Origin of the sequence: Bradyrhizobium sp. (genome assembly GCF_017881085.1) — a bacterium.
GTDB lineage: Bacteria > Pseudomonadota > Alphaproteobacteria > Rhizobiales > Xanthobacteraceae > Bradyrhizobium.
The window spans coordinates 1-25,779 of record NZ_JADGRI010000035.1 but is presented as its reverse complement, the minus strand read 5'-3'; the positions used below and the strand labels follow the sequence as shown (position 1 = coordinate 25,779).

At 64.3% G+C, this 25,779-nt stretch carries 28 protein-coding genes and 1 pseudogene; 23 read left to right on the top strand and 6 right to left on the bottom strand.

Annotation, left to right across the window (positions count from 1 at the left end; genetic code table 11):
- A pseudogene (locus tag QZ213_RS05585) lies at nt 1–197 on the bottom strand (3-oxoadipate enol-lactonase); the annotation flags it as partial.
- A gap of 286 nt (nt 198–483) precedes the next feature.
- Between QZ213_RS05585 and QZ213_RS05580 the strand changes: the two are divergent.
- The 18 genes from QZ213_RS05580 (at nt 484) to QZ213_RS05495 (ending at nt 15,655) form a co-directional block, all read left to right on the top strand.
- Complete coding sequence (locus QZ213_RS05580) at nt 484–930, top strand: carbon monoxide dehydrogenase subunit G (protein WP_291685061.1); 447 nt, start codon at nt 484–486, stop codon at nt 928–930.
- 172 nt (nt 931–1,102) lie between these two features.
- Nucleotides 1,103–1,588, top strand: coding sequence for a (2Fe-2S)-binding protein (locus tag QZ213_RS05575; protein ID WP_291685060.1), 486 nt, complete (start codon nt 1,103–1,105; stop codon nt 1,586–1,588).
- A gap of 33 nt (nt 1,589–1,621) precedes the next feature.
- The gene (locus QZ213_RS05570; RefSeq protein WP_291685059.1) at nt 1,622–2,428 is read left to right on the top strand and encodes a xanthine dehydrogenase family protein subunit M; all 807 of its coding nucleotides are present in this window, start codon (nt 1,622–1,624) and stop codon (nt 2,426–2,428) included.
- A gap of 37 nt (nt 2,429–2,465) precedes the next feature.
- Nucleotides 2,466–3,374 (top strand): MoxR family ATPase, encoded by a 909-nt coding sequence (locus tag QZ213_RS05565; protein WP_291685058.1) that lies wholly within the window; start codon nt 2,466–2,468, stop codon nt 3,372–3,374.
- Between the two features lie 201 nt (nt 3,375–3,575).
- On the top strand, nt 3,576–4,775 hold the full coding sequence (locus QZ213_RS05560) for a VWA domain-containing protein (RefSeq protein ID WP_291685057.1): 1,200 nt from the start codon (nt 3,576–3,578) through the stop codon (nt 4,773–4,775).
- Between the two features lie 11 nt (nt 4,776–4,786).
- Nucleotides 4,787–5,116 carry an XdhC family protein gene (locus QZ213_RS05555; RefSeq protein WP_079571460.1) on the top strand — a complete coding sequence of 110 codons (330 nt, stop codon included), beginning with the start codon at nt 4,787–4,789 and terminating at the stop codon, nt 5,114–5,116.
- Nucleotides 5,113–5,814, top strand: coding sequence for an XdhC family protein (locus QZ213_RS05550; RefSeq protein WP_291685056.1), 702 nt, complete (start codon nt 5,113–5,115; stop codon nt 5,812–5,814). The genes QZ213_RS05555 and QZ213_RS05550 overlap by 4 nt, the downstream gene beginning before the upstream one ends.
- Nucleotides 5,811–7,415 (top strand): molybdopterin-binding/glycosyltransferase family 2 protein, encoded by a 1,605-nt coding sequence (locus QZ213_RS05545; RefSeq protein WP_291685055.1) that lies wholly within the window; start codon nt 5,811–5,813, stop codon nt 7,413–7,415. The genes QZ213_RS05550 and QZ213_RS05545 overlap by 4 nt, the downstream gene beginning before the upstream one ends.
- 96 nt (nt 7,416–7,511) lie before the next feature.
- Nucleotides 7,512–7,904 carry a DUF4189 domain-containing protein gene (locus QZ213_RS05540; protein WP_291685064.1) on the top strand — a complete coding sequence of 131 codons (393 nt, stop codon included), beginning with the start codon at nt 7,512–7,514 and terminating at the stop codon, nt 7,902–7,904.
- A 154-nt stretch (nt 7,905–8,058) separates the two neighbouring features.
- Complete coding sequence (locus tag QZ213_RS05535) at nt 8,059–8,469, top strand: DUF2000 family protein (protein WP_291685054.1); 411 nt, start codon at nt 8,059–8,061, stop codon at nt 8,467–8,469.
- A 79-nt stretch (nt 8,470–8,548) separates the two neighbouring features.
- Entirely contained in the window at nt 8,549–8,974 is a 426-nt protein-coding gene (locus tag QZ213_RS05530) for a YeeE/YedE thiosulfate transporter family protein (protein ID WP_291685053.1), read from the top strand.
- 9 nt (nt 8,975–8,983) lie between these two features.
- Nucleotides 8,984–9,424, top strand: coding sequence for a YeeE/YedE family protein (locus QZ213_RS05525; RefSeq protein ID WP_291685052.1), 441 nt, complete (start codon nt 8,984–8,986; stop codon nt 9,422–9,424).
- A 372-nt stretch (nt 9,425–9,796) separates the two neighbouring features.
- Nucleotides 9,797–10,435 (top strand): TetR/AcrR family transcriptional regulator, encoded by a 639-nt coding sequence (locus QZ213_RS05520; RefSeq protein ID WP_291685063.1) that lies wholly within the window; start codon nt 9,797–9,799, stop codon nt 10,433–10,435.
- Nucleotides 10,432–11,220: an efflux RND transporter periplasmic adaptor subunit gene (locus QZ213_RS05515; RefSeq protein WP_291685051.1), complete on the top strand. Its 789-nt coding sequence runs from the start codon at nt 10,432–10,434 to the stop codon at nt 11,218–11,220. Before QZ213_RS05520 ends, QZ213_RS05515 begins: the two co-directional genes overlap by 4 nt.
- On the top strand, nt 11,217–12,161 hold the full coding sequence (locus tag QZ213_RS05510; RefSeq protein WP_291685050.1) for an ABC transporter ATP-binding protein: 945 nt from the start codon (nt 11,217–11,219) through the stop codon (nt 12,159–12,161). Before QZ213_RS05515 ends, QZ213_RS05510 begins: the two co-directional genes overlap by 4 nt.
- Nucleotides 12,162–12,163: 2 nt before the next feature.
- The gene (locus QZ213_RS05505; protein ID WP_291685062.1) at nt 12,164–13,324 is read left to right on the top strand and encodes an ABC transporter permease; all 1,161 of its coding nucleotides are present in this window, start codon (nt 12,164–12,166) and stop codon (nt 13,322–13,324) included.
- Nucleotides 13,325–13,349: 25 nt separating this feature from the next.
- Nucleotides 13,350–14,663 (top strand): adenylate/guanylate cyclase domain-containing protein, encoded by a 1,314-nt coding sequence (locus QZ213_RS05500; RefSeq protein ID WP_291685049.1) that lies wholly within the window; start codon nt 13,350–13,352, stop codon nt 14,661–14,663.
- 77 nt (nt 14,664–14,740) lie between these two features.
- Nucleotides 14,741–15,655 carry a PhzF family phenazine biosynthesis protein gene (locus QZ213_RS05495; RefSeq protein WP_291685048.1) on the top strand — a complete coding sequence of 305 codons (915 nt, stop codon included), beginning with the start codon at nt 14,741–14,743 and terminating at the stop codon, nt 15,653–15,655.
- A gap of 2 nt (nt 15,656–15,657) precedes the next feature.
- Here QZ213_RS05495 and QZ213_RS05490 read toward each other — a convergent pair whose 3' ends face one another.
- The 4 genes from QZ213_RS05490 to QZ213_RS05475 all read right to left on the bottom strand — a co-directional run bounded on the left by QZ213_RS05490 (nt 15,658) and on the right by QZ213_RS05475 (nt 19,067).
- Nucleotides 15,658–16,119, bottom strand: coding sequence for a DUF488 domain-containing protein (locus QZ213_RS05490; protein ID WP_291685047.1), 462 nt, complete (start codon nt 16,117–16,119; stop codon nt 15,658–15,660).
- A 4-nt stretch (nt 16,120–16,123) separates the two neighbouring features.
- Nucleotides 16,124–16,960 (bottom strand): DUF72 domain-containing protein, encoded by an 837-nt coding sequence (locus tag QZ213_RS05485; protein ID WP_291685046.1) that lies wholly within the window; start codon nt 16,958–16,960, stop codon nt 16,124–16,126.
- A 127-nt stretch (nt 16,961–17,087) separates the two neighbouring features.
- Nucleotides 17,088–18,152 carry a DUF2235 domain-containing protein gene (locus QZ213_RS05480; RefSeq protein WP_291685045.1) on the bottom strand — a complete coding sequence of 355 codons (1,065 nt, stop codon included), beginning with the start codon at nt 18,150–18,152 and terminating at the stop codon, nt 17,088–17,090.
- Between the two features lie 357 nt (nt 18,153–18,509).
- The gene (locus tag QZ213_RS05475; RefSeq protein WP_291685044.1) at nt 18,510–19,067 is read right to left on the bottom strand and encodes a phasin family protein; all 558 of its coding nucleotides are present in this window, start codon (nt 19,065–19,067) and stop codon (nt 18,510–18,512) included.
- Between the two features lie 181 nt (nt 19,068–19,248).
- On the opposite strand from QZ213_RS05475, the gene QZ213_RS05470 reads away from it, so the two are divergent.
- The 5 genes from QZ213_RS05470 (at nt 19,249) to QZ213_RS05450 (ending at nt 24,345) form a co-directional block, all read left to right on the top strand.
- The gene (locus QZ213_RS05470; protein WP_291685043.1) at nt 19,249–19,605 is read left to right on the top strand and encodes a hypothetical protein; all 357 of its coding nucleotides are present in this window, start codon (nt 19,249–19,251) and stop codon (nt 19,603–19,605) included.
- Nucleotides 19,606–19,731: 126 nt separating this feature from the next.
- Nucleotides 19,732–19,920 (top strand): hypothetical protein, encoded by a 189-nt coding sequence (locus QZ213_RS05465; protein WP_291685042.1) that lies wholly within the window; start codon nt 19,732–19,734, stop codon nt 19,918–19,920.
- Nucleotides 19,921–20,180: 260 nt separating this feature from the next.
- Nucleotides 20,181–21,314 (top strand): glycosyltransferase family 2 protein, encoded by a 1,134-nt coding sequence (locus QZ213_RS05460; RefSeq protein ID WP_291685041.1) that lies wholly within the window; start codon nt 20,181–20,183, stop codon nt 21,312–21,314.
- Between the two features lie 31 nt (nt 21,315–21,345).
- On the top strand, nt 21,346–22,848 hold the full coding sequence (locus QZ213_RS05455; RefSeq protein ID WP_291685040.1) for a glycosyltransferase family 39 protein: 1,503 nt from the start codon (nt 21,346–21,348) through the stop codon (nt 22,846–22,848).
- A 324-nt stretch (nt 22,849–23,172) separates the two neighbouring features.
- Entirely contained in the window at nt 23,173–24,345 is a 1,173-nt protein-coding gene (locus QZ213_RS05450) for a tlde1 domain-containing protein (RefSeq protein WP_291685039.1), read from the top strand.
- 249 nt (nt 24,346–24,594) lie between these two features.
- On the opposite strand, the gene groL is transcribed toward QZ213_RS05450, so the two are convergent.
- On the bottom strand, nt 24,595–25,779 hold a 1,185-nt coding region (groL, locus tag QZ213_RS05445; protein WP_291685038.1), incomplete at its 5' end, for a chaperonin GroEL.

The following is a 25,779-nucleotide window of genomic DNA, read 5'->3' as shown; positions in this document are numbered from 1 at the left end:
CCGGGCGGGACGCTGGATTTGCCGTGGCCGCGACGGTCGTAGCGGATCACGCGGAACAGCTGGGTGAGCGCCTTCATCTGCGGCTCCCACATCTGCAAGGTACAGCCCAGCGAATTCGACAGCATCAGGGTCGGTCCGCCGTCGCGGCCTTCGACCGATACGTTGAGCAGGCAACCGTCGGCATCGATCATCGGCATGAGCTTTGAACCTTCCCATCATGCGCGGACCAGGCGTCTTCGCGCCAGAGGTCCGCATCCATCCAGAACAGAGTCTATTCAGGAGGATGGATTGCCGGGTCAAGCCCGGCAACGACGTTTCGGGGGAGAACCGCCGGTTTCCATCGGCTTATTTGCGCGCCCAAAGCGCCGGCGCCGGCCTGCTGCGCTGCGAATATGCATCGCTCATCCCCCATCCGTCCCCTTCCTTTTGGGCCACGCGTGCTTTACTTGGGGGCAACAGAAGAGCAATCCGGGAGGCACCCCAATGGCCATGACGATGAATGGTGAGGTTCAGCTTGCAGCACCGCGCGAGGCGGTGTGGGCCAAACTGAACGATCCGGAAGTGCTAAAGGCCTGCATCCCCGGCTGCGAGGAGCTGGAAAGGACCGAGGACAACGGCTTCCGCGCCGTCGCCAAGATGAAGGTCGGGCCGGTATCGGCGCGCTTCAAGGGGCGCGTGACGCTGAGCGATCTCGATCCGCCCAATGGCTACAAGATATCGGGCGAAGGCGAGGGCGGTGTCGCCGGCTTCGCCAAGGGCGGCGCTGCCGTGGCGCTGGCCGACAAGGATGGCGGCACGCTGCTGACCTACAACGTCGAGGCGCAGATCGGCGGCAAGCTGGCCCAGCTCGGGCAGCGGCTGATCAACGGTTCGGCCAAGAAACTGGCCGACGAGTTTTTCGCGAATTTCGCCAAGGCGGTGCAAGGCTGATCTTGAGGCTAGCCTTCCAAAAGGCTAGTCCCGCCAAGGGCCCCGGAGGCCATATCCGGCCATGCCGAAGGTGAGGTTGCTCATTACCGGGATGGCCCATATTATGACCCTGCAACGATTTAAATGACTGTGTTGCCGTGCAATGCGGCAGTGCAGATGAAGAGAGTGCTGAATGGCCAAGATTTCCCTGATTGTGAACGGTAATCCCGTCAACGCCAATGTCGACCCCCGCACCCTCCTGGTGCAGTTCCTGCGCGAGAATCTGCGGCTGACCGGTACCCATGTGGGTTGCGACACCTCGCAATGCGGCGCCTGCGTCGTGCATCTCGACGGCAAGGCGGTGAAGTCCTGCACCACGCTCGCGGTCATGGCTGACGGCCACGAAGTCCGGACCATCGAGGGGCTGGCTGCCGACGGCGCGCCGCTGCATCCGATGCAGGAGGCGTTCCGCGAGCATCATGGCCTGCAGTGCGGCTTCTGCACCCCCGGCATGATCATGACCGCGGTCGATATCGTCCACCGCAAGGGTCATGAACTCTCCGACCACACCATCCGGGAAGAGCTCGAAGGCAATCTCTGCCGCTGCACCGGATACCAGAACATCGTTGAATCGATTGCGGCCGGCGCCAAGGCGATGGCGAACTCCGATCTCGCGTAACTGATATCAGCGCACGGCGATCAAGGATTATTCATGTACGAATTCAAATACCATCGTCCGGCGACCGTGCGGCAGGCCGCCAATCTCCTGATCAAGAATGAAGACGCCAAGGTGATCGCCGGCGGCCACACCCTGCTGCCGGTCATGAAGCAGCGGCTCGCGAGCCCCCCGCATCTGGTCGATCTCTCCCATATCGAGGGGCTGGACGGTATCGAGATGAAGGGCCGTTCGCTCGTCATCGGCGCCACCGCGACCCACCACGCCGTCGCGACCTCGCCCATCGTCGGCGAGGCGATCCCGGCTTTGGCCGAACTCGCCGGCCTGATTGGCGATCCCGCGGTGCGCCACAAGGGCACGATCGGCGGCTCGCTCGCCAACAACGACCCCACCGCCGATTATCCCGCGGCGTGTCTTGCGCTCGGCGCCACCATCGTCACCAACAAGCGCCGCCTGAAGCCGGAAGAATTCTTCCAGGGGCTGTTCACGACCTCGCTGGAGAGCGACGAGATCATCACCAAGGTGATGTTCCCGCTGCCGAAGAAGGCGGCTTACGTGAAATTCCGCAACCAGGCCTCGCGCTACGCGCTGGTCGGGGTGTTCGTCGCCAAGCGTCCGGCGGACGTACGCGTCGCCGTCACCGGGGCCGGCTCCGAAGGCGTGTTTCGTATCGCTTCTTTCGAGGATGCCTTGAAGAAGCGCTTTTCGCCGAAGGCGCTCGACGGTTTGACGGTGCCCGCGGAAGGCCTGAACAGCGACCTGCACGGCAGTGCGGAATATCGCGCGCATCTGATCGCCGTGCTGGCGCGCCGCGCCGTCGAAGCCGCGACTGCCAAAGCCTGACATTGCCGGTTTCTGCTGTATCAAGATTGGTTCTGCCATGACCGCATCGGCGCTGCCCAATTCCGTCGATGCGATGCTGGAGCTTCTCGGCTCGCGCGGCTATCTCGCCGAGCGTTCGCTGGCGACCGTCACCTATCTGGCGCTGCGCATGGGCCGGCCCCTGTTTCTCGAGGGCGAGGCCGGCGTCGGCAAGACCGAAATCGCAAAAGTGCTGTCGGCGGCGCTGGGGCGCAAGCTGATCCGGCTGCAATGCTACGAGGGGCTGGACGTCGCATCCGCGGTCTATGAGTGGAACAGTGCCGCACAGATGATCGCGATCCGGCTTGCGGAAGCGGCCGGCGATACCGACCGCGAGCAGCTGTCGTCAGACATTTTCGCCGAACGCTATCTGATCAAGCGGCCGCTGCTGCAGGCACTGGAACCGGACGTTGCCGGCGCGCCGGTGCTGCTGATCGACGAACTCGACCGCGCCGACGAGGCGTTCGAGGCTTTTCTCTTGGAAATTCTCAGCGATTTCCAGGTGACGATCCCCGAACTCGGCACCGTGAAGGCGCCGCATCCGCCGATCGTCATCATCACCTCGAACCGCACCCGCGAGATCCACGACGCGCTGAAGCGCCGCTGTCTCTATCACTGGGTCGACTATCCCAATGCCGAGCGCGAGCTCGCGATCGTCAAGTCGCGCGTGCCCGGGATCTCCGCGAAACTGTCGCAGCAGGTGGTCAAGTTCGTGCAGGTGCTGCGCGATCAGGATTTTTACAAGTCGCCCGGCGTCGCCGAGACGCTCGACTGGGCCACCGCGCTCACCGAACTCGACGCCCGCTCGCTGACGCCGCAGGTCGTGGGCGATACGCTCGGCGCGCTGTTGAAATACCAGGACGACATTGCGCGGATGCAGGGCGACACCCTGCAGAAGGTTTTGAAAGAGGCGACAAGCGAGGATTAGCTCGCGTCGTAACAATAGCGTCGTCATTCCGGGGCGCGCGAAGCGTGAACCCGGAATCCATAACCACGATCGGGAGTATGGATTCCGGACTCGCGCATCCAAGTCGGCTGTTGCCGACTTGGACATTGATATTGCCGAACTCGGGTAAACCCGAGTTCGGTGGCGCGCCTCGGAATGACGACCGTGGGACATGGACCAACGATGGCCATCAATCATCTCTCGCCCCCGACGGGCCAAATGGCCGACAATGTCATCGGCTTTGCCCGCGCGCTCCGGGCCGCCGGGATTCCGGTCGGGCCGGGCGCCATCATCGATGCCATGAACGCGCTGCAGGTGATCGACATCGGCAAACGCGCCGACGTCTTCACCGCGCTGGAGGCGATCTTCGTCAAGCGTCACGAGCACGCTCTGATCTTCGCGCAGGCCTTCGACCTGTTCTTCCGCGCCGCCGAGGAGTGGAAGCACATGCTGGATTCGGTGCCGCTGCCGGAGCACGCCAAGAAAAAGCCGCCGCCGGCCTCGCGCCGGGTCCAGGAGGCGCTGACGCAGCCGCAGATGACCGAGATGCCGCAGGCCCAGGAGCAGGAGCTCAGGCTGTCGGTATCCGACAAGGAAGTGCTGCAGAAAAAGGATTTCGCGCAGATGAGCGCGGCCGAGATCGCGCAAGTGACCCGCGCCATCGAGAAGATGAGACTGCCGCAGGCCGAATTGCGCACCCGCCGCTACCAGCCGGACGCGCGGGGCTTGCGGATCGACATGCGCCGCACGCTGCGCGGCAGTCTTCGCACCGGTGGCGACATCATCGACATCCACCGGCTCGGGCGGATCGAGAAGCCGGCGCCGATCGTGGCGCTTTTGGATATCTCGGGATCGATGAGCGAATATACCAGGCTGTTCCTGCATTTCCTGCATGCCATCACCGATGCGCGCAAGCGCGTCTCGGTGTTCCTGTTCGGCACCCGCCTGACCAATGTGACGCGCAGCTTGCGGGCGCGGGATCCCGACGAGGCGCTGGCGAGCTGCTCGTCGTCGGTGGAGGACTGGGCCGGCGGCACCCGCATCGGCACCTCGCTGCACAGCTTCAACAAATTGTGGGGCCGGCGGGTGCTGGGCCAGGGCGCGATCGTGCTTCTGATCTCCGATGGGCTGGAGCGCGAGGCCGACGCCAAGCTGGCGTTCGAGATGGACCGGCTGCATAGGTCGTGCCGGCGCCTGATCTGGCTCAACCCGCTGTTGCGCTATGACGGCTTCGAGGCCAAGGCGCAGGGCATCAAAATGATGCTGCCGCACGTTGACGAATTCCGCCCGGTACATAATTTGAGTTCGATCGAGGGGCTGATCGCGGCGCTGTCCTCGGTGCCGCCGGTGCACCACCGCAGCCTGATCCGGTCTGCAGCTTGAAAGAGGCTCCCATGCTCAATCGCGACGAAGACATCCTGAAGGCCGCCGAGGACTGGCAGAAGGCCGGCCACGGCGTCGCGCTCGCCACCGTGGTCGAGACCTGGGGCTCGGCGCCGCGTCCGGCGGGCTCGAGCCTCGTCATCAACGACGACGGCACGTTCCTGGGATCGGTGTCCGGCGGCTGCGTCGAGGGCGCTGTCGTCACCGAAGCCCTGGACGTGATTGCCAGCGGCAAGCCCAAGATGCTCGAATTCGGCGTCGCGGACGAGACCGCCTGGAATGTCGGCCTGTCCTGCGGCGGCACCATCCGCGTGTTCGTCGAGAAGGTGGGCCAGTCGTGAAACTCCAGACGCTGCACCAGCTCAATGCCGAGCGCGCCGCGCGCCGGCCGGTCATTCTCGTTACCGACACCGAAAGCGGTGAGCAGCGGCTGGTCAAGGCCGCCGACTTCGGCGCCGATCCCCTGCGCGCGGAGCTGGCAAAACAATTGCGCATGGGCAAGAGCGGCATGATCGAGGCCGGCGGCAAGAAGCTGTTTCTCAATGTCTATGCGCCGACCGCCAAACTCGTGATCGTCGGCGCGGTGCATATCAGCCAGGCTTTGGCGCCGCTGGCGCGATCGCTGGACTACGACGTGACGGTGGTGGATCCGCGCACGGCCTTTGCGAGCCCCGAGCGGTTTCCCGACGTGCCGCTGATCGCCGAATGGCCCGACGTGGCGCTGCCGCCGCTCAATATCGATCACTACACGGCGTTCGTCGCGCTGACGCATGATCCGAAAATTGACGATCCGGCGCTGCTGCACGCTTTCGAGCGCGACTGTTTCTATATCGGCGCGCTGGGGTCGCGAAAAACCCACGCCAAGCGCGGCGAGCGCCTGAGGGCGCAAGGCGCGCGGGATAGCGACATCTCCCGCATTCACGCGCCGATAGGCTTGCCGATCGGCGCGGTGTCGCCGTCGGAGATCGCGGTTGCCATCATGGCCGAGATCACCGCGCAGCTGCGGCTGCCGAAAGAGGCCAAAGAGGCCGCGGCATGAAGTTCGGCCCCGCCAGTCCGATGGAGGCGATCGGCGGGGTTACCGTCCATACGCTGCGTCAGGGACCGCTGGTGCTGAAGAAAGGCACCACGATCGGTCACGCCGAGGTCGAGGCGCTGACCCGGGCGGGCGTCAAGGAAATCGTGGTGGTGCGGCTGGAGGACGGTGATGTCTCCGAGGACGTCGCCGCCGCCAGCATCGCGCAGGCCGTCGCCGGCGAGGGCGTCAATGTCGAACGCGCCTTTACCGGCCGCGCCAATCTGTTTGCGGCCAAGGCGGGCGTGCTGGTTGTGGACCGCGCCAAGGTCGACCAGATCAACGGCGTCGACGAGGCCATCACGTTTGCGACGCTGGCCGCGTTCAAGCCCGTGGTCGAAGGCGAGATGGTTGCGACCGTCAAACTCATTCCGTTCGGAGTTGAAGCGAAACTGCGCGACGCCGCGGTCAGGGCTGCCAGCGGCGGCGCGCTGCGGATCGCGCCCTATGTCATCAAGCGCGTCGGGGTGGTCTCGACCCTGCTGCCGGGGCTGGCGCCGAAGGTGGTGGAGAAGACCCTGCGGGTCACCGCGGAACGGCTGGCGCCCGCCGGCGCCGCGATTCTGGCCGAGCGCCGCGTGCCGCATGACGAGACGGCACTGAAGGCCGCAATCAAGGAATTGCTCGCCCTGGGCGCGGAACTGGTGATCGTGTTCGGAGCTTCGGCGATCGCCGACCGGCGCGACGTGATTCCGGCGGCGATCTCCGGCATCGGCGGCGCCATCGAGCATTTCGGTATGCCGGTCGATCCCGGCAATCTCTTGCTGATCGGCAGCGCCGGCGGCGTGCCGGTGCTGGGCGCGCCGGGCTGCGCGCGCTCGCCGGTCGAAAACGGGTTCGACTGGGTGCTGATGCGGCTGCTGGCCGGGCTGAAAGTGACGCGCGCCGAACTTACCGGCATGGGCGTCGGCGGGCTGCTGATGGAAATCGTGACGCGGCCGCAGCCGCGCGAAAGCTTAGCCGCCGACGACAACCGCAACGTCGCCGCGGTCATTCTCGCGGCGGGACGTTCGACCCGGATGGGCGGCCCCAACAAGCTCTTGGCCGAACTCGGCGGCAAGCCGCTGGTGCGGATCGTGACCGAGCAGGCGCTGGCCTCGAAAGCCCAATGCGTGATCGTCGTCACCGGCCATCAGGCCGACGAGGTGCGGACAGCCCTGCGCGGACTAAAAGTGACCTTCGCGCATAATCCGGATTTCGCCGAGGGTCTCGCCGGCTCGGTCAAGGCCGGCATCGCGGCGGTGCCTCAAACGGCCGACGGCGCGGTGATCTGTCTCGGCGACATGCCGCTGATATCCGCGGATCTGATCGACCGGCTGGTCGAGACCTTTGCGCCGGACCGCGGCAATTTGATCGTGGTGCCCTCCAGCGACGGCCGGCGCGGCAATCCGGTGTTGTGGTCGCGCCGCTTCTTCAACGAATTGATGACGCTTGACGGCGACATCGGCGCCCGCCATCTGATCGCCAAGCACAGCGAGGCGGTGGCGGAAGTCCCGGTCGAAGGCCACGGCGCGTTTCTGGACATCGACACGCCGCAGGCGCTCGAGGCGGCGCGGCTGGCGTAGTTGTTACGCACGCCAGCTTTCAATCTCCCGTTCACCAAGTTGAAACGTCCTCTCCCTTAAATTCGCGCCGACTCGGCCTCGGGGGAGGGGATTTTGATCGTTTCGACTGCCGTCGCGCAACGCCGCGCGTTGCTTGTATTTGCACTGACGTTGGCGATCGCCGGCACGCGATTCGTGACTCAAACCTGGGCGGCGGGTGCCTTCGCGGTGGGCAAATGCGGCGCCTACGGCCAGGCCTTTGACTATCCGGCCGAGAACGCGGCACGCGAGGCCGCGCTCAGGCAGTGCAGGGGCGGCGGCTGCACCGCGGTGACCATGAAGCGGGCCTGCGCCGCGCTTGCGATCGACATGACCAACCCCTGCGGGGCCCACGGCTACGCGGTCAAGCCGCACATTTCGAGCACGCTCAACGAAGCGACGAAAAAATGCTACCAATTCGGCGGGAAGGAATGCGTGATCCGCGCCTGGGCCTGCGACGCCAAGGGGTAGATTCTATCTTCATCCAGGTCTTATCGTCATTCCGGGACGCATCGAAGGCGCGAACCTCGGATGTGCTGTTGCACATCGGGCAATCTCGAGCCAATAACTTCTGGATTCCGGGTCTGGTCCTGCGGACCATCCCGGAATGACGGGAAAACCAATCATGCAATTCGACACCAAGATCGCGGTCGTGATCCGGACCGACCTCGAAGCGTGGCAGAAGCTCAACGTCGCGTCGTTCCTGACCTCAGGGATTGCCGCCGCATTCCCCGAATGCATCGGGGAGCCTTACGAGGACCGATCGGGCACAAAATATCTGTCGCTGATCGGCCAGCCCATTCTGATCTACGGCGCCGACCGCCCGGCGCTGACCCGCGCGCTCGAGCGCGCGCTGGCGCGCAACGTCACGCCCGCGGTCTATACTGAGGACATGTTCAAGACCACGCATGACGCCGCCAACCGCGAGGCGGTGAAGACGGTGATGCGCGCCGATCTCAATCTGGTCGGCCTGGCCATGCGCGCCGAGCGCAAGGCGATAGACAAGATCGTCGACGGTCTGAAGTTTCACGCTTGACTGTCAGAGTTTTTCAGTTTTACGACAGATCGATCCGCGATACGCTGTCGGAAGAGATGATCCAGCGAAGCAGGATACCATGACGAATTTTGCACCGGTTTCGGGCCTTGTCGGCGGGGTTTTTATCGGCCTCGCGGCGATCATTCTGATGCTCACCATCGGCCGCATCGCCGGCGTGTGCGGTATCGCCCTGAACGCCATGACCGCGCGCGACGCGGCGGGCAGGCCATGGCGTTTGCTCTTCATCTTGGGGTTGCCTCTGGGCGCGCTGCTCGTCACGGCGATCGGCCTGAAGGATTGGAGCGGCGTGAGTTTTGCGGCGACCATGCCGACCACGGTCCTCGCAGGTTTCATCGTCGGCTTTGGATCGATCGTCGGGTCGGGCTGCACCAGCGGTCACGGCATTTGCGGCCTTGCCCGGTTTTCGATGCGTTCCGTCGTTGCAACGCTGACTTTCATGGCTACCGGCGCGGCAACCGTTTTCATTATCCGCCATATGATTTAGGCATCCGACATGTCGCTGATTTACTCGCTTTTGGCTGGAGTCATATTCGGTGCCGGGCTCACCGTTTCCGACATGGTGAATCCGGCGCGGGTTTTGAAATTCCTGGATGTCGCAGGAAGTTGGGACCCGACCCTGATATTTGTGATGGCGGGTGCTCTCGCCGTTACGACACTGGGCTACAAATGGATTTTTCGCCGTAGCGCGCCCGTAGCCGACGACAGATTTCACCTGCCGACCCGGCAGCAGATCGACCTGCCGCTTGTCGGTGGCTCGGCGCTGTTTGGGGTGGGGTGGGGCCTCGCAGGCATCTGCCCGGGCCCAGCCTTTGCCGATCTTGTGACATTGCAACCCAAAGTCCTGCTGTTTGTCGCAGCCATGCTGGTCGGGATGATTGCAGCGAACGTCCTGCGAGGCAGGGTTTTTGCGATGAAGGCCCTGCGGCAATCCTAGCACCTCGGACGTCCCGCGCCGATCTCATCGGGGCTCCGCCCCAAGCGCAAGATCGGTAGGTCTCCAGCTCCGCCGTCTTGCCCGGCCTTGTGCCGGGCATCCACGTCTTTGCGATAGTGCAAGAAAGTCGTGGCTGGCCGGGACAAGCCCGGCCAGCCATGACGAAATCAATGCGCATCCCCTCAGGTTGAAATAACGCTGATGTGAAACTTCGGCTGCCGTCCGCCAATTGACAATGACTGACTAGTCAGTCACATTAAATCCATGTCCAACTCCCGACCAACGCCCCCGGAAGGCACCTCCTCAAAGCCGGGCCATCGCCGGCGCGGGGAGACCGCTGCCCCGGCCGAGGCAGTGAAGCCGGCTTTGCCGATGGCGCCGCCGTCCGAGCCGCCGTCCGAGCCGCTATCCGGTCGCGCCGCGCGCGCGGCAGAGCGGCGGCAGGCCATCATCGACGCGGCGCTGGACGAGTTCATTGCGCGCGGATTCACCGCGACGCGGCTGGACGACGTCGCCAAGCGGGCCGGCGTCGCCAAGGGCACGATCTACCTGCACTTCAAGGACAAGGAATCGATGTTCGAGGAGCTGATCCGCACCGCCTTGGTGCCGCTGATTGGCCGGTTGCACGCGCCGCCGCCGATCGGCGGATCGGTTCGCGACGCGGTCGAGGGTTTCGCCCGGACCTTCATCCAGGAGGTCGCATCCACACGGCGCGGCGACATCGTGCGGCTGATCGTGGCGGAGGGGCCGCGGTTTCCCGCCATCGCCGATTTCTACTATCGCGAAGTGGTGTCGCGGGGTCTCGCCGCCATGCGCGCGCTGATCGAACTCGGCGTCGCGCGCGGCGAAATTGCGCACAAGGAGCTGGCGCGCTTTCCGCAGATCCTGGTAGCGCCCGCGCTGATCGCCGTGATCTGGCAAAGCCTGTTCGCTAGACACGCGCCACTGGACGCAACCGAGATGCTGCGCGTCCATCTCGATCTGATCTTTGGCGAGCGGAGGACGACATGACTTCGTCGCGATCGACATGGAAGATTCTGGCAGCGTTTGCGCTGGCGGCCATGCTCGCCGGCTGCAACCAGCCCAGAGATCCCGGCCATCAGGGCTGGGTCGAAGCCGACATGATTTTCGTCAGCCCCGATGAATCCGGACGCGTGACCAAGCTTAGCGTCCGCGAGGGCGACGAGGTCAAGTCCGGCATGCAGCTCTATTCTGTCGACGACGATCTGCAGCAGGCCGACCTGAACCAGAACAAGGCGACGCTGGCCAACGCGCAGCAAAGCTATGACCGCGCAGCCTCCCTGAGCAAGACCGGCTCCGGCACCCAGGCCACGCTCGATTCCGCGGTCTCCGCGCTGCGCGTCGCCGAAGCCCGCGTCAACACCTCGCAGACGCGGCTGGCGCGCCGCGTCGGCTTTGCCCCGGTCGACGGCACCGTGCAGCAGATCTATTTTCGCGAAGGCGAGACCGTGCCGGCGCAGCGGCCGGTGCTGTCGATCATGCCGCCCGGCAACATGAAGATCCGGTTTTATGTGCCGGAGACGGAGTTGCCGAAGCTGGCGATCGGTGACGAGGTGCGGGTAACCTGCGACAATTGCGCCGCCGACCTCACCGCCAAGATCTATTTCATCTCGACCGCGGCCGAATACACCCCGCCGGTGATCTACTCGCTCGATGAACGCAACAAGCTCGTCTATCTGATCCAGGCGCGGCCGTCGCGGCCCGATTCCCTGCGCGTCGGCCAGCCGATCAGCGTCTACCTCAACCCCAAGACGCCGGTGGCGGACAAGCGATGACCGGGCTGTCCGCTTCCGCCCCCGACATCGCGATCGACGTGCGTGGCCTGACAAAGTCGTTCGGGGGCCGCGAGGTGGTGCATGACCTCTCGATGCAGGTCAAGCGCGGCACCATCTACGGCTTCCTCGGTCCCAACGGCAGCGGCAAGACCACCACCATCCGCATGCTCTGCGGCCTCCTGACGCCCGACAGCGGCGAGGGGAGTTGCCTCGGCTACGACATCCGTCGCGACGCCGACAAGATCAAGCGCCAGGTCGGCTACATGACGCAGCGCTTTTCGCTGTATCAGGATCTGTCTGTGCGGGAGAACCTGGAATTCGTCGCGCGGCTCTATGGCATGCGCGATGCGCGAGGCGCCGCGCGCGACATGATCAAGCGCCTCGGCCTGAACGGCCGCGAGGAACAGCTCGCCGGCGAACTTTCCGGCGGCTGGAAGCAGCGGCTGGCGCTCGGCGCCTGCACGCTGCCCAATCCGCAATTGCTGCTGCTGGACGAGCCGACCGCCGGCGTCGACCCCAAGGCGCGGCGCGATTTCTGGAACGAGATCCATGCGCTGGCGGCCGATGGGCTGACGGTGCTGGTCTCGACCCATTACATGGACGAGGCCGAGCGCTGCCACGAGATCGCCTATATCGCCTATGGGTACCTCCTGGCCCACGGCACGGTCGAAGAGGTGATCGCGAAATCGGCGCTGTCGACTTACACCGTCACCGGCGACGACCTCCACAAGCTGCAGGACCAGCTCACCGGCCAGCCGGGCATCGACATGGTGGCGCCGTTCGGCACCAGCCTGCACGTCTCCGGTCGCGATCGGGCGGCGCTCGAAGCCACCATTGCCCCATTCCGCGAAAGCCATGGATGGCACTGGCAGCACAGCGAGCCGTCGCTGGAGGATGTGTTCATCGAGCTGATGACCCGCTCGAAGGATAATTTCCAATGAGCATGATCGGCGCACCGAACCATCGAGGCGAAACCCCGGACCCGCCGTTTGGCTTCTGGCGGCGCAGCTATGCGATGGTGATCAAGGAATTCATCCAGCTCCGGCGCGACCGCGTGTCGTTCGCGATGATCATCATGCTTCCGGTGATGCAGCTTCTGCTGTTCGGCTACGCCATCAATACCACGCCGCATCATCTGCCGACGGCGGTGCTGCTGCAGGAGGACAGCGATCTCGGGCGCTCGATCCTGAAAGCGCTGGAGAACAGTGCTTATTTCCGCTTTGCCTACGAGGTCCACAATGTCGCGGAATTCGACGATCTCCTGCAGTCGGGCAAGGTGCTGTTCGGCGTCGAAATCCCGCGTGGCTTCGAGCGCGCGGTGCGGCGCGGCGACCGGCCGGCGCTGCTGGTCGCGGCCGATGCAACCGATCCCGTCGCGGCGGGCGCAGGGCTCGGCGCACTCGGCACCCTGGTGCAGACCGCGCTCGAGCACGATCTGTTCGCCGGCGATCCGCCGTCGATGCCGTTCGAGATCAGGGCCCATGCGCGATACAACCCGGCGGCGGCGTCGCGGCTGAACATCGTGCCGGGGCTGGTCGGCACCATCCTGACCATGACCATGCTGATCTTCACGGCGCTGTCGGTGACGCGCGAGACCGAGCGCGGCACCATGGAAAGCCTGCTGTCGATGCCGATCAAGCCGGTCGAGGTGATGTTCGGCAAGATCATGCCCTACGTGCTGGTCGGCTTCCTCCAGGGAACGCTGATCATCGGAATCGGCGTGCTGCTGTTCGGGGTACCCGTTCTCGGCAGCCTGCCGTTGCTGGCGCTGCTCTCGACGCTGTTCATCACCACCAACCTCTCGATCGGCTATACGTTCTCGACCATCGTGCAGAACCAATTGCAGGCGATGCAGCTGTCGATGATGTTCTTCCTGCCGAGCATCCTGTTGTCCGGCTTCATGTTTCCGTTCATGGGCATGCCTGTCTGGGCGCAATATGTCGGCGAGGGCCTGCCGCTGACGCACTATATACGCATCGTCCGCGCCATCATGCTGAAGGGCGCGGTCCTGCATAATCTGGAATACGACACCATCGCCCTGTTCGCCCTGATGCTGCTGGCCATGACCATCGCGGTGACGCGCTTCCGCCGCACGCTCGATTGAGGCAGGATACGCATCGGGGAAAACGATGCCGAAGCCATGGTGGAAAAGCGCAGGCGAAAAACGCCCGGCAGTATCGGCCGACTTCAGCCATGCCCTGATGCGGCAGGTGCTGCGCACCGAGCTGATCCGGATCAAGGCGCTGGTCGCGACCGCGGCGATTATCGCCGTTATGGTCCTGAGCCTCTATGCGCTCGACCCCTATGCGATCAGCCATCTCTGGCATGGCCGCCTGACGCCGGCCTACCTTTACGCGGTCCTGATTCCCTTCATCCTGTTCGAATTGTGGGTCCACCGGACCATCAGCCGCGCCTTGCGGCTCGATCGCGACCTGCCGGTGTTCAGGCGGTATCTCGGCGCGCTGATCGAAACCTCGATGCCGACGATCGTGCTGGCGCTGCACATCGACAGCATGGGGCGGGTGGAGGCGCTCGGCTTCGTGGTTCCCTTCACCTATTTCATCTTCATCATTCTCTCGACGCTGCGGCTGGATTTCTGGCTGTCGACCTTTACCGGTTTCGTCGCCGCGGCCGAGCTGTTCTGCATGGCGATGTTCTTTAATCCGGCCGGCAGCACCGATCCGCCGCCGGACCTCTATTACCACTCGGTGCGCAGCGTGGTGGTCCTGATCTGTGGCATGCTGGCGGGCGCGGTCGGGGTGCAGTTGCGCCGGCAATTCGAGGCCAGCATTCTGGCCGCGACCGCGCGCGATCGCGTCACCAATCTGTTCGGCCAGCACGTGTCGCCGCAGGTGGTCGAACGGCTGATGGCGGAGGGGTCCACGGGCGGAAGCGAAATCCGCCGGGTCGCTGTCATGTTCGTTGATTTCCGGAGTTTCACCGCTGGCGCCAGCACCCGCTCGCCGCGCGAGGTGGTGGACCGGCTCGACGGCGCGTTCGCGGTTCTGGTCGACATCCTCGACCGCCATGGCGGCATCGTGAACAAGTTTCTCGGCGACGGGTTCCTGGCGCTGTTCGGCGCGCCGCTTGCAGCGCCCGATGCCGCGCAACACGCGGTCGCCGCCGCGCGCGAAATGCTGGCGGCGAATGAACGCGCCAACCGGCAGACCAGCTGGCCGCTGCGCATCGGCATCGGCATCCATTTCGGCGAAGTGGTCGCCGGCAATATCGGCTCGCCGCGGCGCAAGGAATATACCGTGATCGGCGACACCGTGAACTTTGCAAGCCGGCTCGAGGCCCTCAACAAGGAATTTGACTCGCAGCTGCTAGTCTCGGCCGCCGTCCGCGATGCGCTCGGCGAAGCCTGCGACGACGCCAAGCCGCTCGGGGAGGTCGCGGTGAGGGGTTATGACAGGCCGATGACGGTGTGGCAGTTGGGCTAGAAGTGTTCGGCTTGGCGCTCTGCTTGACGGCGCGATCCGCCTCATGTTCTGGCTGATCGAAAAACCGGAGACCTCAGATGCAACGCCGCTATATCACCGTGGACGTTTTTACCGACCGTGCCTTCGGCGGCAACCCGCTCGCCGTGGTGCTGGACGCCGGCAGGTTGTCGACCGCGCAGATGCAGGCGATCGCCGCCGAGTTCAATTACGCCGAAACCACCTTCGTGCTGCCGCCGCGGGACGGCGCCAACGACGCCCACGTACGCATTTTCACCCCGAAGCAGGAGGTCCCGTTCGCGGGCCACCCCAATGTCGGCACCGCCTTTGTGCTGGCTGGCCGCGCGGCCAAGCCGCCACCGCGGCTGAAGTTCGAGGAGAGCGCGGGTCTCGTGCTCGTCGATATCCTGCGGGAAGCGGGCAGGGTGGTCGGCGCGGAGCTCACCGCGCCGCAGGCTCTGAGTAAGCTTTCGCAATTCAGCGCCGAGCAGGCCGCGAGCTGCATTTCGCTGACGGCGGCCGACATCAGGACCGACCGGCATCCGCCGCAAGTCGTTTCGGTCGGCATGCCGTTCCTGGTGGCGGAATTGACCTCGCGCGACGCGCTGCGGCGCGCGAGGCCCGATGCTGCGGCGTTCGCGCGGACATTGCCGTGCCACGGGGCCTTTGCGGTCTACTTCTATACACGCGACGTGCCAGCGGCCGAGCAGCCGCTCGACCTGCAGGCGCGGATGTTCTTTCCCGGATCGAGCGGCCTTATCGAGGATCCCGCTACCGGCAGCGCCACGGTGGCCGCGGCGGCCATGCTTGCCGATCTCGCCGGCGAACGCGACGGCGACTTGAAACTGCGAATCGGGCAGGGCGTCGATATGGGCCGGCCGAGCCTGCTGCTGGCTCGTGTCGTCAAGGCGAACGGTGGCATCGTCTCCGCCCATGTCGGCGGCGGCTGCGTGGAGATGATGGAGGGGACGTTTACGCTGGCGGGCGAGGGGTGATCCTACACCTGCTTCGCCGCCAAATTTTCCACCTTCACCCCGTCGCGGTCTTCGATGATCTCGGCGATCCACTGCCGGTGGCACTCCTTGTGATCGCGCTCATAGCAGAGAATGCAGACCGGGCCGGATTTCTTCACCAGCGCCGAAAGCTCGTCGAGCTCTTCCTTCGCCTGCGGCGTCTTCAGGTGTTTGGCGTAGATCTTGTGCAGCACGTCGAACTTGCCGCTGCGCGCGGCCTCGCGGCCGTCCTTGGGCGTACCCAGCCCGCGCAGATGCAGATATGAAATGCCGCGTTCGTCGAGTCCGGCGGCGAGTTGGTTCTTCGAAAAGCCGGGACGGCGGGAGGCCGCGACCGCGCGCACGTCGACCAGAAGCTTCACGCCGGCGTGCTCGAGCTCGTCGAGCACGGCCTTGGCGGGCGTTTGTTCATAGCCGATGGTGAAGAACTTCTTGGCCTTTGCCATCCGGTCAGCTCACGCGTTCGATCAATTCCATCGCACCCGCCGGCGCGCGCACCTTGCCCTCGTGGATCACATAGGCGAACACGTCGCGCGGGACTTTTGTCACCTTTGCCGCATCGACGCGCGGCAGGTCGTCCGGCTCGCCGCCGGCGGCCCAAAGCTCGAGCCGCTTCGCCCAGGCGTCGAGCTCTTTCGGCGGATAGCAGGTCTTGATGTCGTCATTGCCCTTCTGCAGCCGCGCATAGACGAAATCGCCGGTGACATCGGCGATGGCCGGGTACTTGCCGTGCTCGGCGAACACCACAGGCGTTTCGAACTTCCGCAGCAGCGCGATGAAAGCGGGCGCGCAAAAACTGTCGTGCCGCACCTCGACCACATGGCGCAGCTTGCGGCCTTCCAGCTTGCGCGGCAGCAGTTCCAGGAACTTGCCGAAATCCGCATCGTCGAATTTCTTGGTCGGCGCGAATTGCCAGAGCACCGGGCCGAGGCGGTCGCCGAGTTCCAGCACGCCGGAATCGTAAAACCGCTTGATCGAGTCGCCGGCCTCCGCCAGCACCCGGCGGTTGGTGGCGAAGCGCGGCCCCTTCACCGAGAACACGAAACCGTCCGGCACCTCGTGCGCCCATTTGCGAAAGCTCTCCGGCTTCTGCGAACCGTAATAAGTGCCGTTGATCTCGATCGAGGTCAGCTTCGAGGCGGCGTATTCCAGCTCCTTGGCCTGCGTCAGCTTCTCCGGATAAAACACCCCGCGCCAAGGTGCAAAGGTCCAGCCGCCGACGCCGATATAGATGTGGCCTGAATGGGTGGAAGCGGATTTCGATGCCTTCTTGGGGGCCTTGCTCACCGGTGCTCTCGTCGCGAAGGAGGGAGGGGATGTTGCTGCAAGCCTAGTCAAATCGTTCGCGGTTGGCCAGTCGCCGAAGCCATGCGGGGCAGGCGTCCGTCGATCCCGTCATCGTTCAGGGCGAGAATTATTGGACCTCCTCACGGTCCACGGGCAGGTTTGTCGGCTGGTACGTCGGAACGAGCCTCATTCGTTCGAACACCGACGCATGGACCTTGGCCTTCGGGTTCACGTGGCGCGGCCGCCCGGCGTGGAGCATCCAGCGCGGCGCAAAATTGGCGGCCGGGTCCTTGTAGCGTTTGGGCAGATATTCGACGATCCACCACAGGCCGGTGAGGGATTCATTTTTCTCGCCTTCCGCATTTGGGGCGGCATACCTGGCCGTGCTTCGCGACGGAAGCACCTCCGCTTTCATGGCGGGATCGAAAATCAGGCCGGCGGCTTCGGCTTTGCCGACCATCCACCGCAGTGCGATCGCGGAAAGCCCGGACTTCTCCTCCGGATAGCCGCCGCCGACATCGCAATGTACCCCGGCAAACCAGACCTGTTCGAGATCCGCCGGCACAATGCCCCAGAGGTTTTGCACGAAGTAGACGCGCCGCTCGTCGAGCGCGACCGCATGGCGGACGATGTCCACGTCCGGATTGTTCTCGGTGAACTGGAAGTGCCGCGATGCCCAGGGTACCCAGCCGACGGAGCTGACGGTATCCCAAAGCCCCAGGAAATGGATCTGCACCGGGCGGCTGAAGGTCTTCTTGAACCCGTCGGCAAGCTCCGGATCACGGCGCTTGAACATGTCCCATGCGAACGGGATCAGTTCTTCATTGCCCTGCGTCAGCAGGCCGACCTTGTGCAGCATGCCGGCAAGCACCCGCGCCGTGTAGGCACCGCGGCTGAAGCCAAAGATGAAGATCAAATCGCCGTCCTGATAGTAGCGCATCAGGAACCGATAGGCGTCGCTGACATGGTTCGATAGCAGCCAGGCAAAGGCGAGATCGAGCCGCGTAATGAACCACTGCTTGAACTTTCCCCAGACCCCCGGCGGCGGAATGGTCCCGATGCCCGGCTGGTAATAGCTCAACTGGTCGGGCCGGGTGCGATCGAGCATGGCATAAAGCTTGACCACATTGGTGTTCGCCGCCGCATACTCGTTGCTGGTGCCATCGAGGCAGAGGACGATTTTCTTTGGCATGGATGTGCTCTCCCCCGGTAAGCGAGACAGCGCTCGCCCGCTCGCGCTTGCGTCAGAATGCCGAGATCGACCGAAAACAGCTGAGGCGATGAGCTATGGCAACATGCGCGAACCAGCCATTGGCGAGCCCATAATCCAGTAATTGCATATCAAGAATTATAAAGCCGAAAATTGCAAATAAATGTGGTGAGCGCAAGCCAATCCCGCGGCTCATTTGCGCAATGAAGGAGAGCTGCGGCGCCAATCCGCCGGCGCCTTCGCCAGACAGCCGCCCAATCGAAAAAAAGGCTCCGGAACAACCGGAGCCACTGCCTTCCACTCCCTCTGCACCAGGACAGCGATCTGCTTCCTTGCGGTCTAGCGCGGGTCCCGGTTCGGCCTGTTCATCAGGCCCTCCAACGGTTTCATCGTTTGCCTGGCAAGCTCCTTGTGGAGTCCGTAGATCTTCTGCGACTCCGCGACGAAGATCTCGAAGGCGTGGTGGGCGAACTCGGTCTGCACCTCCATGGCCTTGTCGAGCGACTTCGCGCCCTTCAGCCTCTCGACAAAGGACCGGGTCTCCTCGAGGGATCGCCTTGTGTAGTCGCCATAAGCATTGGCGATGGTCTGCAGGCTGACCGGGGCGGGGGCGGCCGGCGCGTCCGCTCCGATCGGTGCGGTGTCTGCCGGAGCCTCCGCCTCGATTGGGGCGGCGTCCTCCGTCGCGGCCATCTCGACCGGGGCGGCGTCCGCCGCCGCGGCTGCTTCGATCGGCGCGGGTTCGGGAGGCGCGGCGGTCGCGGCAATCGGCTCTTCGGCCGGCTGCAGTTGATCCGCTTGCGGGCTCGGCGGTTGTCCCGGTTTAGAGTTCCGCGCCGCCTTTCGGTTGCGGCGGCCCTGTTTTCCGGCCGGCGTATTGTGGTCCGTCGTCGACATGCCCTGATCTCCCCTCGTCCAAAGAATCAGCCTCCGCCTTGTTTGCGCTGGAATCGCGTTTCCCAGTTGTTCGTTGCGCGGCGCTGATGTGGTGAGATTTTGAATGCTTCGGTTGCTGCCGAAATACGCCGGCTTACCTTGCTTCGCTGTTCACGTTAGAATGCGCAAAAAGGAGAACAGGATGCGGATGCTTATGGTGGCGGCACTGGCGATGACGGCTTCCGCCGCCCTGGCCGACGACGTCGACGACGCGCACCGGCTGGCGGTGTCGGGACGCGATTCCTACTGGAACTGTCTGGCGCGGGAATACCAGAGCGAGGGCAACAAGGGCATGTCGGGTCCCGATTTCACCTCGCGGATCGCGAGCGTCTGTCCCTCCGAACGGCAGAGTTTTCGGGTGGCGCTGGTGGACTTCCTGTCGCTGCAATTCCCCAGCGTCGATTCCGGCGCGCATATGACCACGGCCAACAATGCCATCGCCGCGGCGCAGAAGGACGTCGTGACGGCCTTCATCAATCACAAAGCGGCGGCGAAGTAGGGAATCAGCCATGTCCAATTTTGTTCGCGCATCTCAGCACCAGCCGATTAAGTTCGGCTGATCCCCACTCGCCATATCAGCGGTTTTCTGCGAGAAGGCGGTGGGGAGACCGCCGGGAAATCCAAGATGAATTCGGAAAGAGTCGCAGGTATTCTGGGTACGATCGTTGCCGCCGTGGTGCTGGTCATCGCGTTCGTGTATGGGCCCATTGGAAAACCGCCAAAGCCGGTTCAGAAGGTTGAGCCGGCGGCGCAGCCGGCAACACCGCCGCCGCCCGCCGCCAGGGGACCGGTGGTGCGAGAGGTGCCGCAGTAGACCGCGTGCGCCATCAGGCGCCTCTTGCGGAACCCGACGGCTATCCCCATCTAGCCCCTAACGGCGACGTCGATGCTTCATAGCTCCGGCGCTGGGACGACCACTGAATAGTCAGGCTGCGCCGGATGTACGCGCGCCCTCTGTTCGTGGTCGTTGGCATTTCTGGGCCTGTTTCGGGCCCGTTTTCGGCAATTCCGGCTTAAACTGGTGCCTTAACTGCTCCTTGGCTTCCCCGCAGGCTATCGGATATACGCTGGCGCATGAATGAAGCCATCAGACCGGGCCCCGAAAGCCCGCCGCAGGCGGTCGCGACCCCAGAGCTTTCGGTCGTCGTCCCCACTTTCAACGAGCGCGACAACGTCACCACGCTGTTCCGGCGGCTGGAGACCGCGCTCGCAGGGAAAGCCTGGGAAGTCATCTTCGTGGATGACAATTCCCCCGACGGCACCTGGGACGTGGTGCGCGGCCTGGCGCGGCAGGATACCCGCGTCCGCTGTATCCGGCGGATCGGGCGGCGCGGCCTGTCCGGCGCCTGCATCGAGGGCATCCTGGCCTCCAGCGCGCCATGCGCGGCCGTGATCGACGCCGACCTGCAGCATGACGAGACGCAGCTGCCGAAAATGCTGGCGCTGCTTCAGACTGGCGAGACCGATCTCGTGGTCGGCAGCCGCTACATCGAAGGCGGCAGTGCCGACAGCTTCAACAAGCAGCGGGCCGGCGCCAGCCAGTTCGCCACCGAAGTGGCAAGACGCGTGCTGCGGGTCAAGATCGCCGATCCCATGAGCGGCTTCTTCATGATCCGCCGGGATCGCTTCGAGCAATTGGCGCCGCAGCTCTCCACGCAGGGCTTCAAGATCCTGCTCGATATCGTCGCCACCGCGCGCGGCGATCTGCGCGTCAGGGAAATTCCCTACACCTTCGCCTCGCGGCTGCATGGCGAGAGCAAGCTCGATTCCATGGTGGCACTGGATTTCCTGGGGCTGGTCTTGGCGAAGCTGACCCACGACGTGGTGTCGCTGCGCTTTTTGTTGTTTGCGATGGTGGGCTCGATCGGCCTTTTCGTGCATTTCGCCGCGCTCTACGCGGCGCTCGAAGCTTTCGATCTGCCGTTTCCGAACGCGCAGGGCGTCGCCGCGCTCTGCGCCATGACCAGCAATTTCATCCTCAACAATTTCCTCACCTATCGCGACCAGCGGCTGAAGGGTTTTGCGATCCTGCGCGGGCTGTTGTTGTTCTATGTCGTCTGCAGCGTCGGCCTGCTCGCCAATGTCGGCGTGGCGCTATCGGTATTCGACCAGGAGCCGATCTGGTGGCTGGCGGGAGCCGCGGGTGCGCTGATGGGCGTGGTGTGGAACTACGCGATGTCGGGACTGTTCGTCTGGCGCAAGCGATGAACCTGCCGAAGAAGCCGCCGAAGAATCCGCCATGAGCGTGAACGAGGGGCGGCTCGTCCGCAACACGGTGCTGACGGTTCTGGCGCTGGTCGTGTTGCGGCTGGTCGCCGCCGCCTTCACGCCGCTGACCTTCGACGAAGCCTATTACTGGATGTGGTCGAAGCATCTGTCCGGCGGCTATTACGATCATCCGCCGATGGTCGCTTTCGTGATCCGGCTGGGCACCATGATCGCGGGCGATACCGAACTCGGCGTGCGGCTGGGGTCGATCCTGCTGGCGCTGCCGATGAGTTTCGCGGTGTTTCGCGCGGCCTCCATCCTGTTCGGCGGCGAGCGCGTGGCGGCGACCGCGACCATCCTGCTCAACGTCACCCTGATGGCGGCGGTCGGCACCCTGATCGTTACGCCGGATGCGCCGCTATTGGTGGCCTCGAGTTTTGTCCTTTTCTTCCTCGCCAAGGTTCTGGAGACCGGGCGCGGCGCGTGGTGGCTTGCCGTCGGCGTCGCGGTCGGTGCGGCGCTATTGTCAAAATACACCGCGCTGTTTTTCGGCCCGGCGATCCTGATCTGGCTCGTGAGCGTTGCCAAATTGCGCGGCTGGCTGCGCTCGCCCTGGCTTTATCTCGGCGGCCTCGTTGCGCTGGCGCTGTTTACGCCAGTCATCCTCTGGAATGCCGATCATCACTGGGTGTCCTTCATCAAGCAGCTGGGCCGTGCCAGGATCGAGGATTTCAGGCCGGCGTTCATCGCCGAATTGATCCCGACCCAGGTCGCATTCGCGACGCCGCTGGTATTCATCCTCGGTGCGATGGGGCTTCACGCACTGGCCTGGCGCAATGCGGGCGCGCTCGCCGCGCGGACCCTGATCAACGCGATGTTCTGGACCATCGTCGCCTATTTCGTCTGGCACTCGCTGCACGCCCGCGTCGAGGCCAACTGGTTCGCGCCGGTGTATCCCGCCTTCGCGATTGCCGCCGCGGTCGCCGCCCATCTCACGCCATGGGAGCCGCGCGCGCAGCGCCTTGGCGATTTCTGCCTGCGCTGGGCCTCGCCGGTGGGCATCGTGATGTTCGCGCTTCTGATCGTGCAGGCCAACACCGGCTGGCTTTCCGGCTATCGCCGCGACGCCACCGTGCGCAGCGTCGGCGTCGGCTGGCGCGAACTTGCCGCCGGCATCGAGGCGGTGCGTGTTCGTAGCGGTGCCACTTGCGTGCTGGCGCCCGACTACGGCACCACCAGCTGGCTCGCGTTCTACCTGCCGAAAGGGAGTTGCGTCGTGCAGCCCAGCCAGCGCATCCGCTGGGTCAACATGCCCGAACCGGATCCCGCGCTGCTTGCCGGCAAGCTGCTCTATGTCGACGAATTGCGGTCCGGCGGCCGGCCCTACCTGACGGACGCCTTCGGGCGGGTCGAACGCGTTGCGGAACTCAGGCGCATGCGCGGGTCCCTCACCATCGAAACCTACGCGCTCGACCTGCTCGAGGGCCCGAACGGCGAGGTGCTCGACCGTTCGCCGCCGCCGGAACTGGAGTAGGGGCACCTATTGCTCCTCCCAAACATAACGCGAACGGTCCACAATGCGGCATTTCCGGGGCGTCGGCATGAATGGCGCCTCAGCCGATCCCCGTATTGGCGCGGGGAAAAGCCGCGCATTAACCATGCCCAACATCCGCCCAGACTTAATCCGCATTTAACTAAAAGTCGCCTTAATGACGCTCCGCACCTCTGCGAGATGATCGAGCGGACTTCCGCGGAATCATCGCGCGCCGGGTAGCGCTCGAACATGCCGCGGGAACGCGCATCATCGGGCGCAGCCTGGATAGGGGATCAAGGTGGGACCAGTCTGGATGCAAGGCGGATGAGTAACAGTACCAGTGCGTGTTTCGATTCTGCGGTGTTCAAGTCCAAACGTTCATCCCGGAAATCAGTCCCTCAGAATTTTCTCGGCGGTGCGGCCATCGCCTTCCTGGTGCTGGGCAGCGCCTGGACCGTCTACGCCAATGTGTTTCGCGCCGATGTCTATCCGACGCTCGGCAGCGCCAACTTCGATGCGCCGGTCGTAAGACAGCCGGCGGAGGTCGCGGCGCGCAAACCGCAGACGATAGTCAGCGAGGCTTTTGCGGCCCTGGGCGAACAGGCGACGCTTGTTGCCAAACCCGCAGCGCTCGGGCCTTCGTCAACGCTTTCGTTCGACGACCGCTTCGCGGCCGCCGCTCCGCAAGGCGTTGAGCCGAAGCCGCAACCAGAAACGCCCAGGCTCGCCGAAGCACCGAAGCCGCCATCCGGTACATCAAAGCTCGCTGACGCGGCGAAGCCAAAATCCGAAACACCTAAACTCGCCGAAGCGCCGAAGTCGAAGGCAACGGCGCCGGTTCAGGTCGCAGCACTTCCGCCGCAACGTCCGGCCGAGGCGCCGGAGGCGAAATCGCCGGCATCTGCGGTTCGCGACATGGCGCAGCGCGCCAAGGCCGCGGTGATGTCGCTCGCCTCGAACGAGCGACAGTCGATCACCGAAAAGCTGTGGGGCAAGCAGCCCTCGCATGGGTCGCTGTTGGCCTACGCCTCCGCCGACGCGAGCGTCACCGGCAGCCTTGGACAGGAGCTCGGACAAAACCAGAATCCGGCGCTCGGCGGATCGGCGCCGTATGACCGCTCAACCGCGGTCTACGACATTTCCGCGCACACGGTTTACCTGCCCGACGGCAGCAAGCTCGAAGCGCATTCCGGTCTCGGCTCCGAGCTCGACGATCCCCACTCCGCGCGTATCCGGATGCGCGGCGTGACGCCACCGCATATTTACGAGCTGAAGCCGCGCGAGGCGCTGTTCCACGGCGTGCCGGCGTTGCGGCTGACCCCGATCGGCGGCGAGGACGCGATCTATGGCCGCTCAGGTCTGCTCGCACACACCTACATGCTCGGCCCGAACGGCGATTCCAACGGCTGCGTCTCCTTCAAGGACTACAACGCCTTCCTGAACGCCTATCGCAACCAGGGCATCAAGCGCCTGGCGGTGGTGGCGCGGGTGGATTGAGGCGGGGCGGCAGTCGCGTTTGATCGCTAAGCCATCGCAGATTATCATTCGTCATTCCGGGGCAATGCGAAGCATCGAGCCCGGACACCATAACCACGATCGGAAGTGTGATCCCAGACTCGCGCTGAGTGGCGCGGCGCGGAATGACGACGTGTAGTGTGAGCAAGCTTCGCAATCCATCCCGCAAACAAAAACCCCGGCATCGCTGCCGGGGTTTTGCATTGCTGGATAATGCGTGAAGCGAATGGATCAGAAGTCCATGCCGCCCATGCCGCCGCCCGGGGGCATACCGCCGCCGCCGGCTGCGTTCTTCTTCGGCAGTTCGGCCACCATGGCTTCGGTGGTGATCAAGAGAGCCGCGACGGACGCCGCGTTCTGGATCGCCGCACGGACCACCTTGGTGGGGTCGATGATGCCCTTCTTGACGAGATCGCCGTATTCGCCGGTCTGCGAGTCGAAGCCGTAGGCATACGACTTGTTCTCGAGGATCTTGCCGACGATGACGGAGCCGTCCTCGCCCGCGTTGATCGCGATCTGGCGAGCCGGCCAGGACAGCGCCTTGCGCACGATCTCGACGCCGGTCTTCTGGTCGTCGTTCTTGGTGCGCAGGCCCTTGAGCTGCTCGGACGCGCGCAGCAGCGCAACGCCGCCGCCCGGTACGATGCCTTCCTCGACGGCCGCACGGGTCGCATGCATCGCGTCATCAACGCGATCCTTACGCTCCTTGACTTCGACTTCGGTCGCGCCGCCGACGCGGATCACCGCGACGCCGCCCGCGAGCTTGGCCAGACGCTCCTGCAGCTTCTCACGGTCGTAGTCCGAGGTGGTTTCCTCGATCTGCGCCTTGATCTGCTTCACGCGCGCCTCGATGTCGGCCTTCTTGCCGGCGCCGTTGACGATGGTGGTGTTCTCCTTGTCGATCATCACCTTCTTGGCGCGACCGAGCATGGCGAGTGTGACGTTCTCCATCTTGATGCCGAGATCTTCCGAGATCGCCTGACCGCCGGTCAGAACTGCGATGTCCTGCAGCATGGCCTTGCGGCGATCGCCGAAGCCCGGAGCCTTGACGGCTGCGACCTTGAGGCCGCCACGCAGGCGGTTGACAACGAGGGTTGCGAGAGCTTCGCCTTCGACGTCTTCGGCGACGATGACCAGCGGCTTGCCGGTCTGCACCACGGCTTCCAGCAGCGGAAGCAGTTCGTTGAGGTTGGAGAGCTTCTTCTCGTTGATCAGGATGTAGGCGTCATCGAATTCGACGCGCATCTTGTCGGCGTTGGTGACGAAGTAGGGGGAGATGTAGCCGCGGTCGAACTGCATGCCTTCGACGACATCGAGTTCGGTTTCCAGCGACTTGGCTTCCTCAACCGTGATGACGCCCTCGTTGCCGACCTTCTTCATGGCGTCGGAGAGGAACTTGCCGATCTCGGCGTCGCC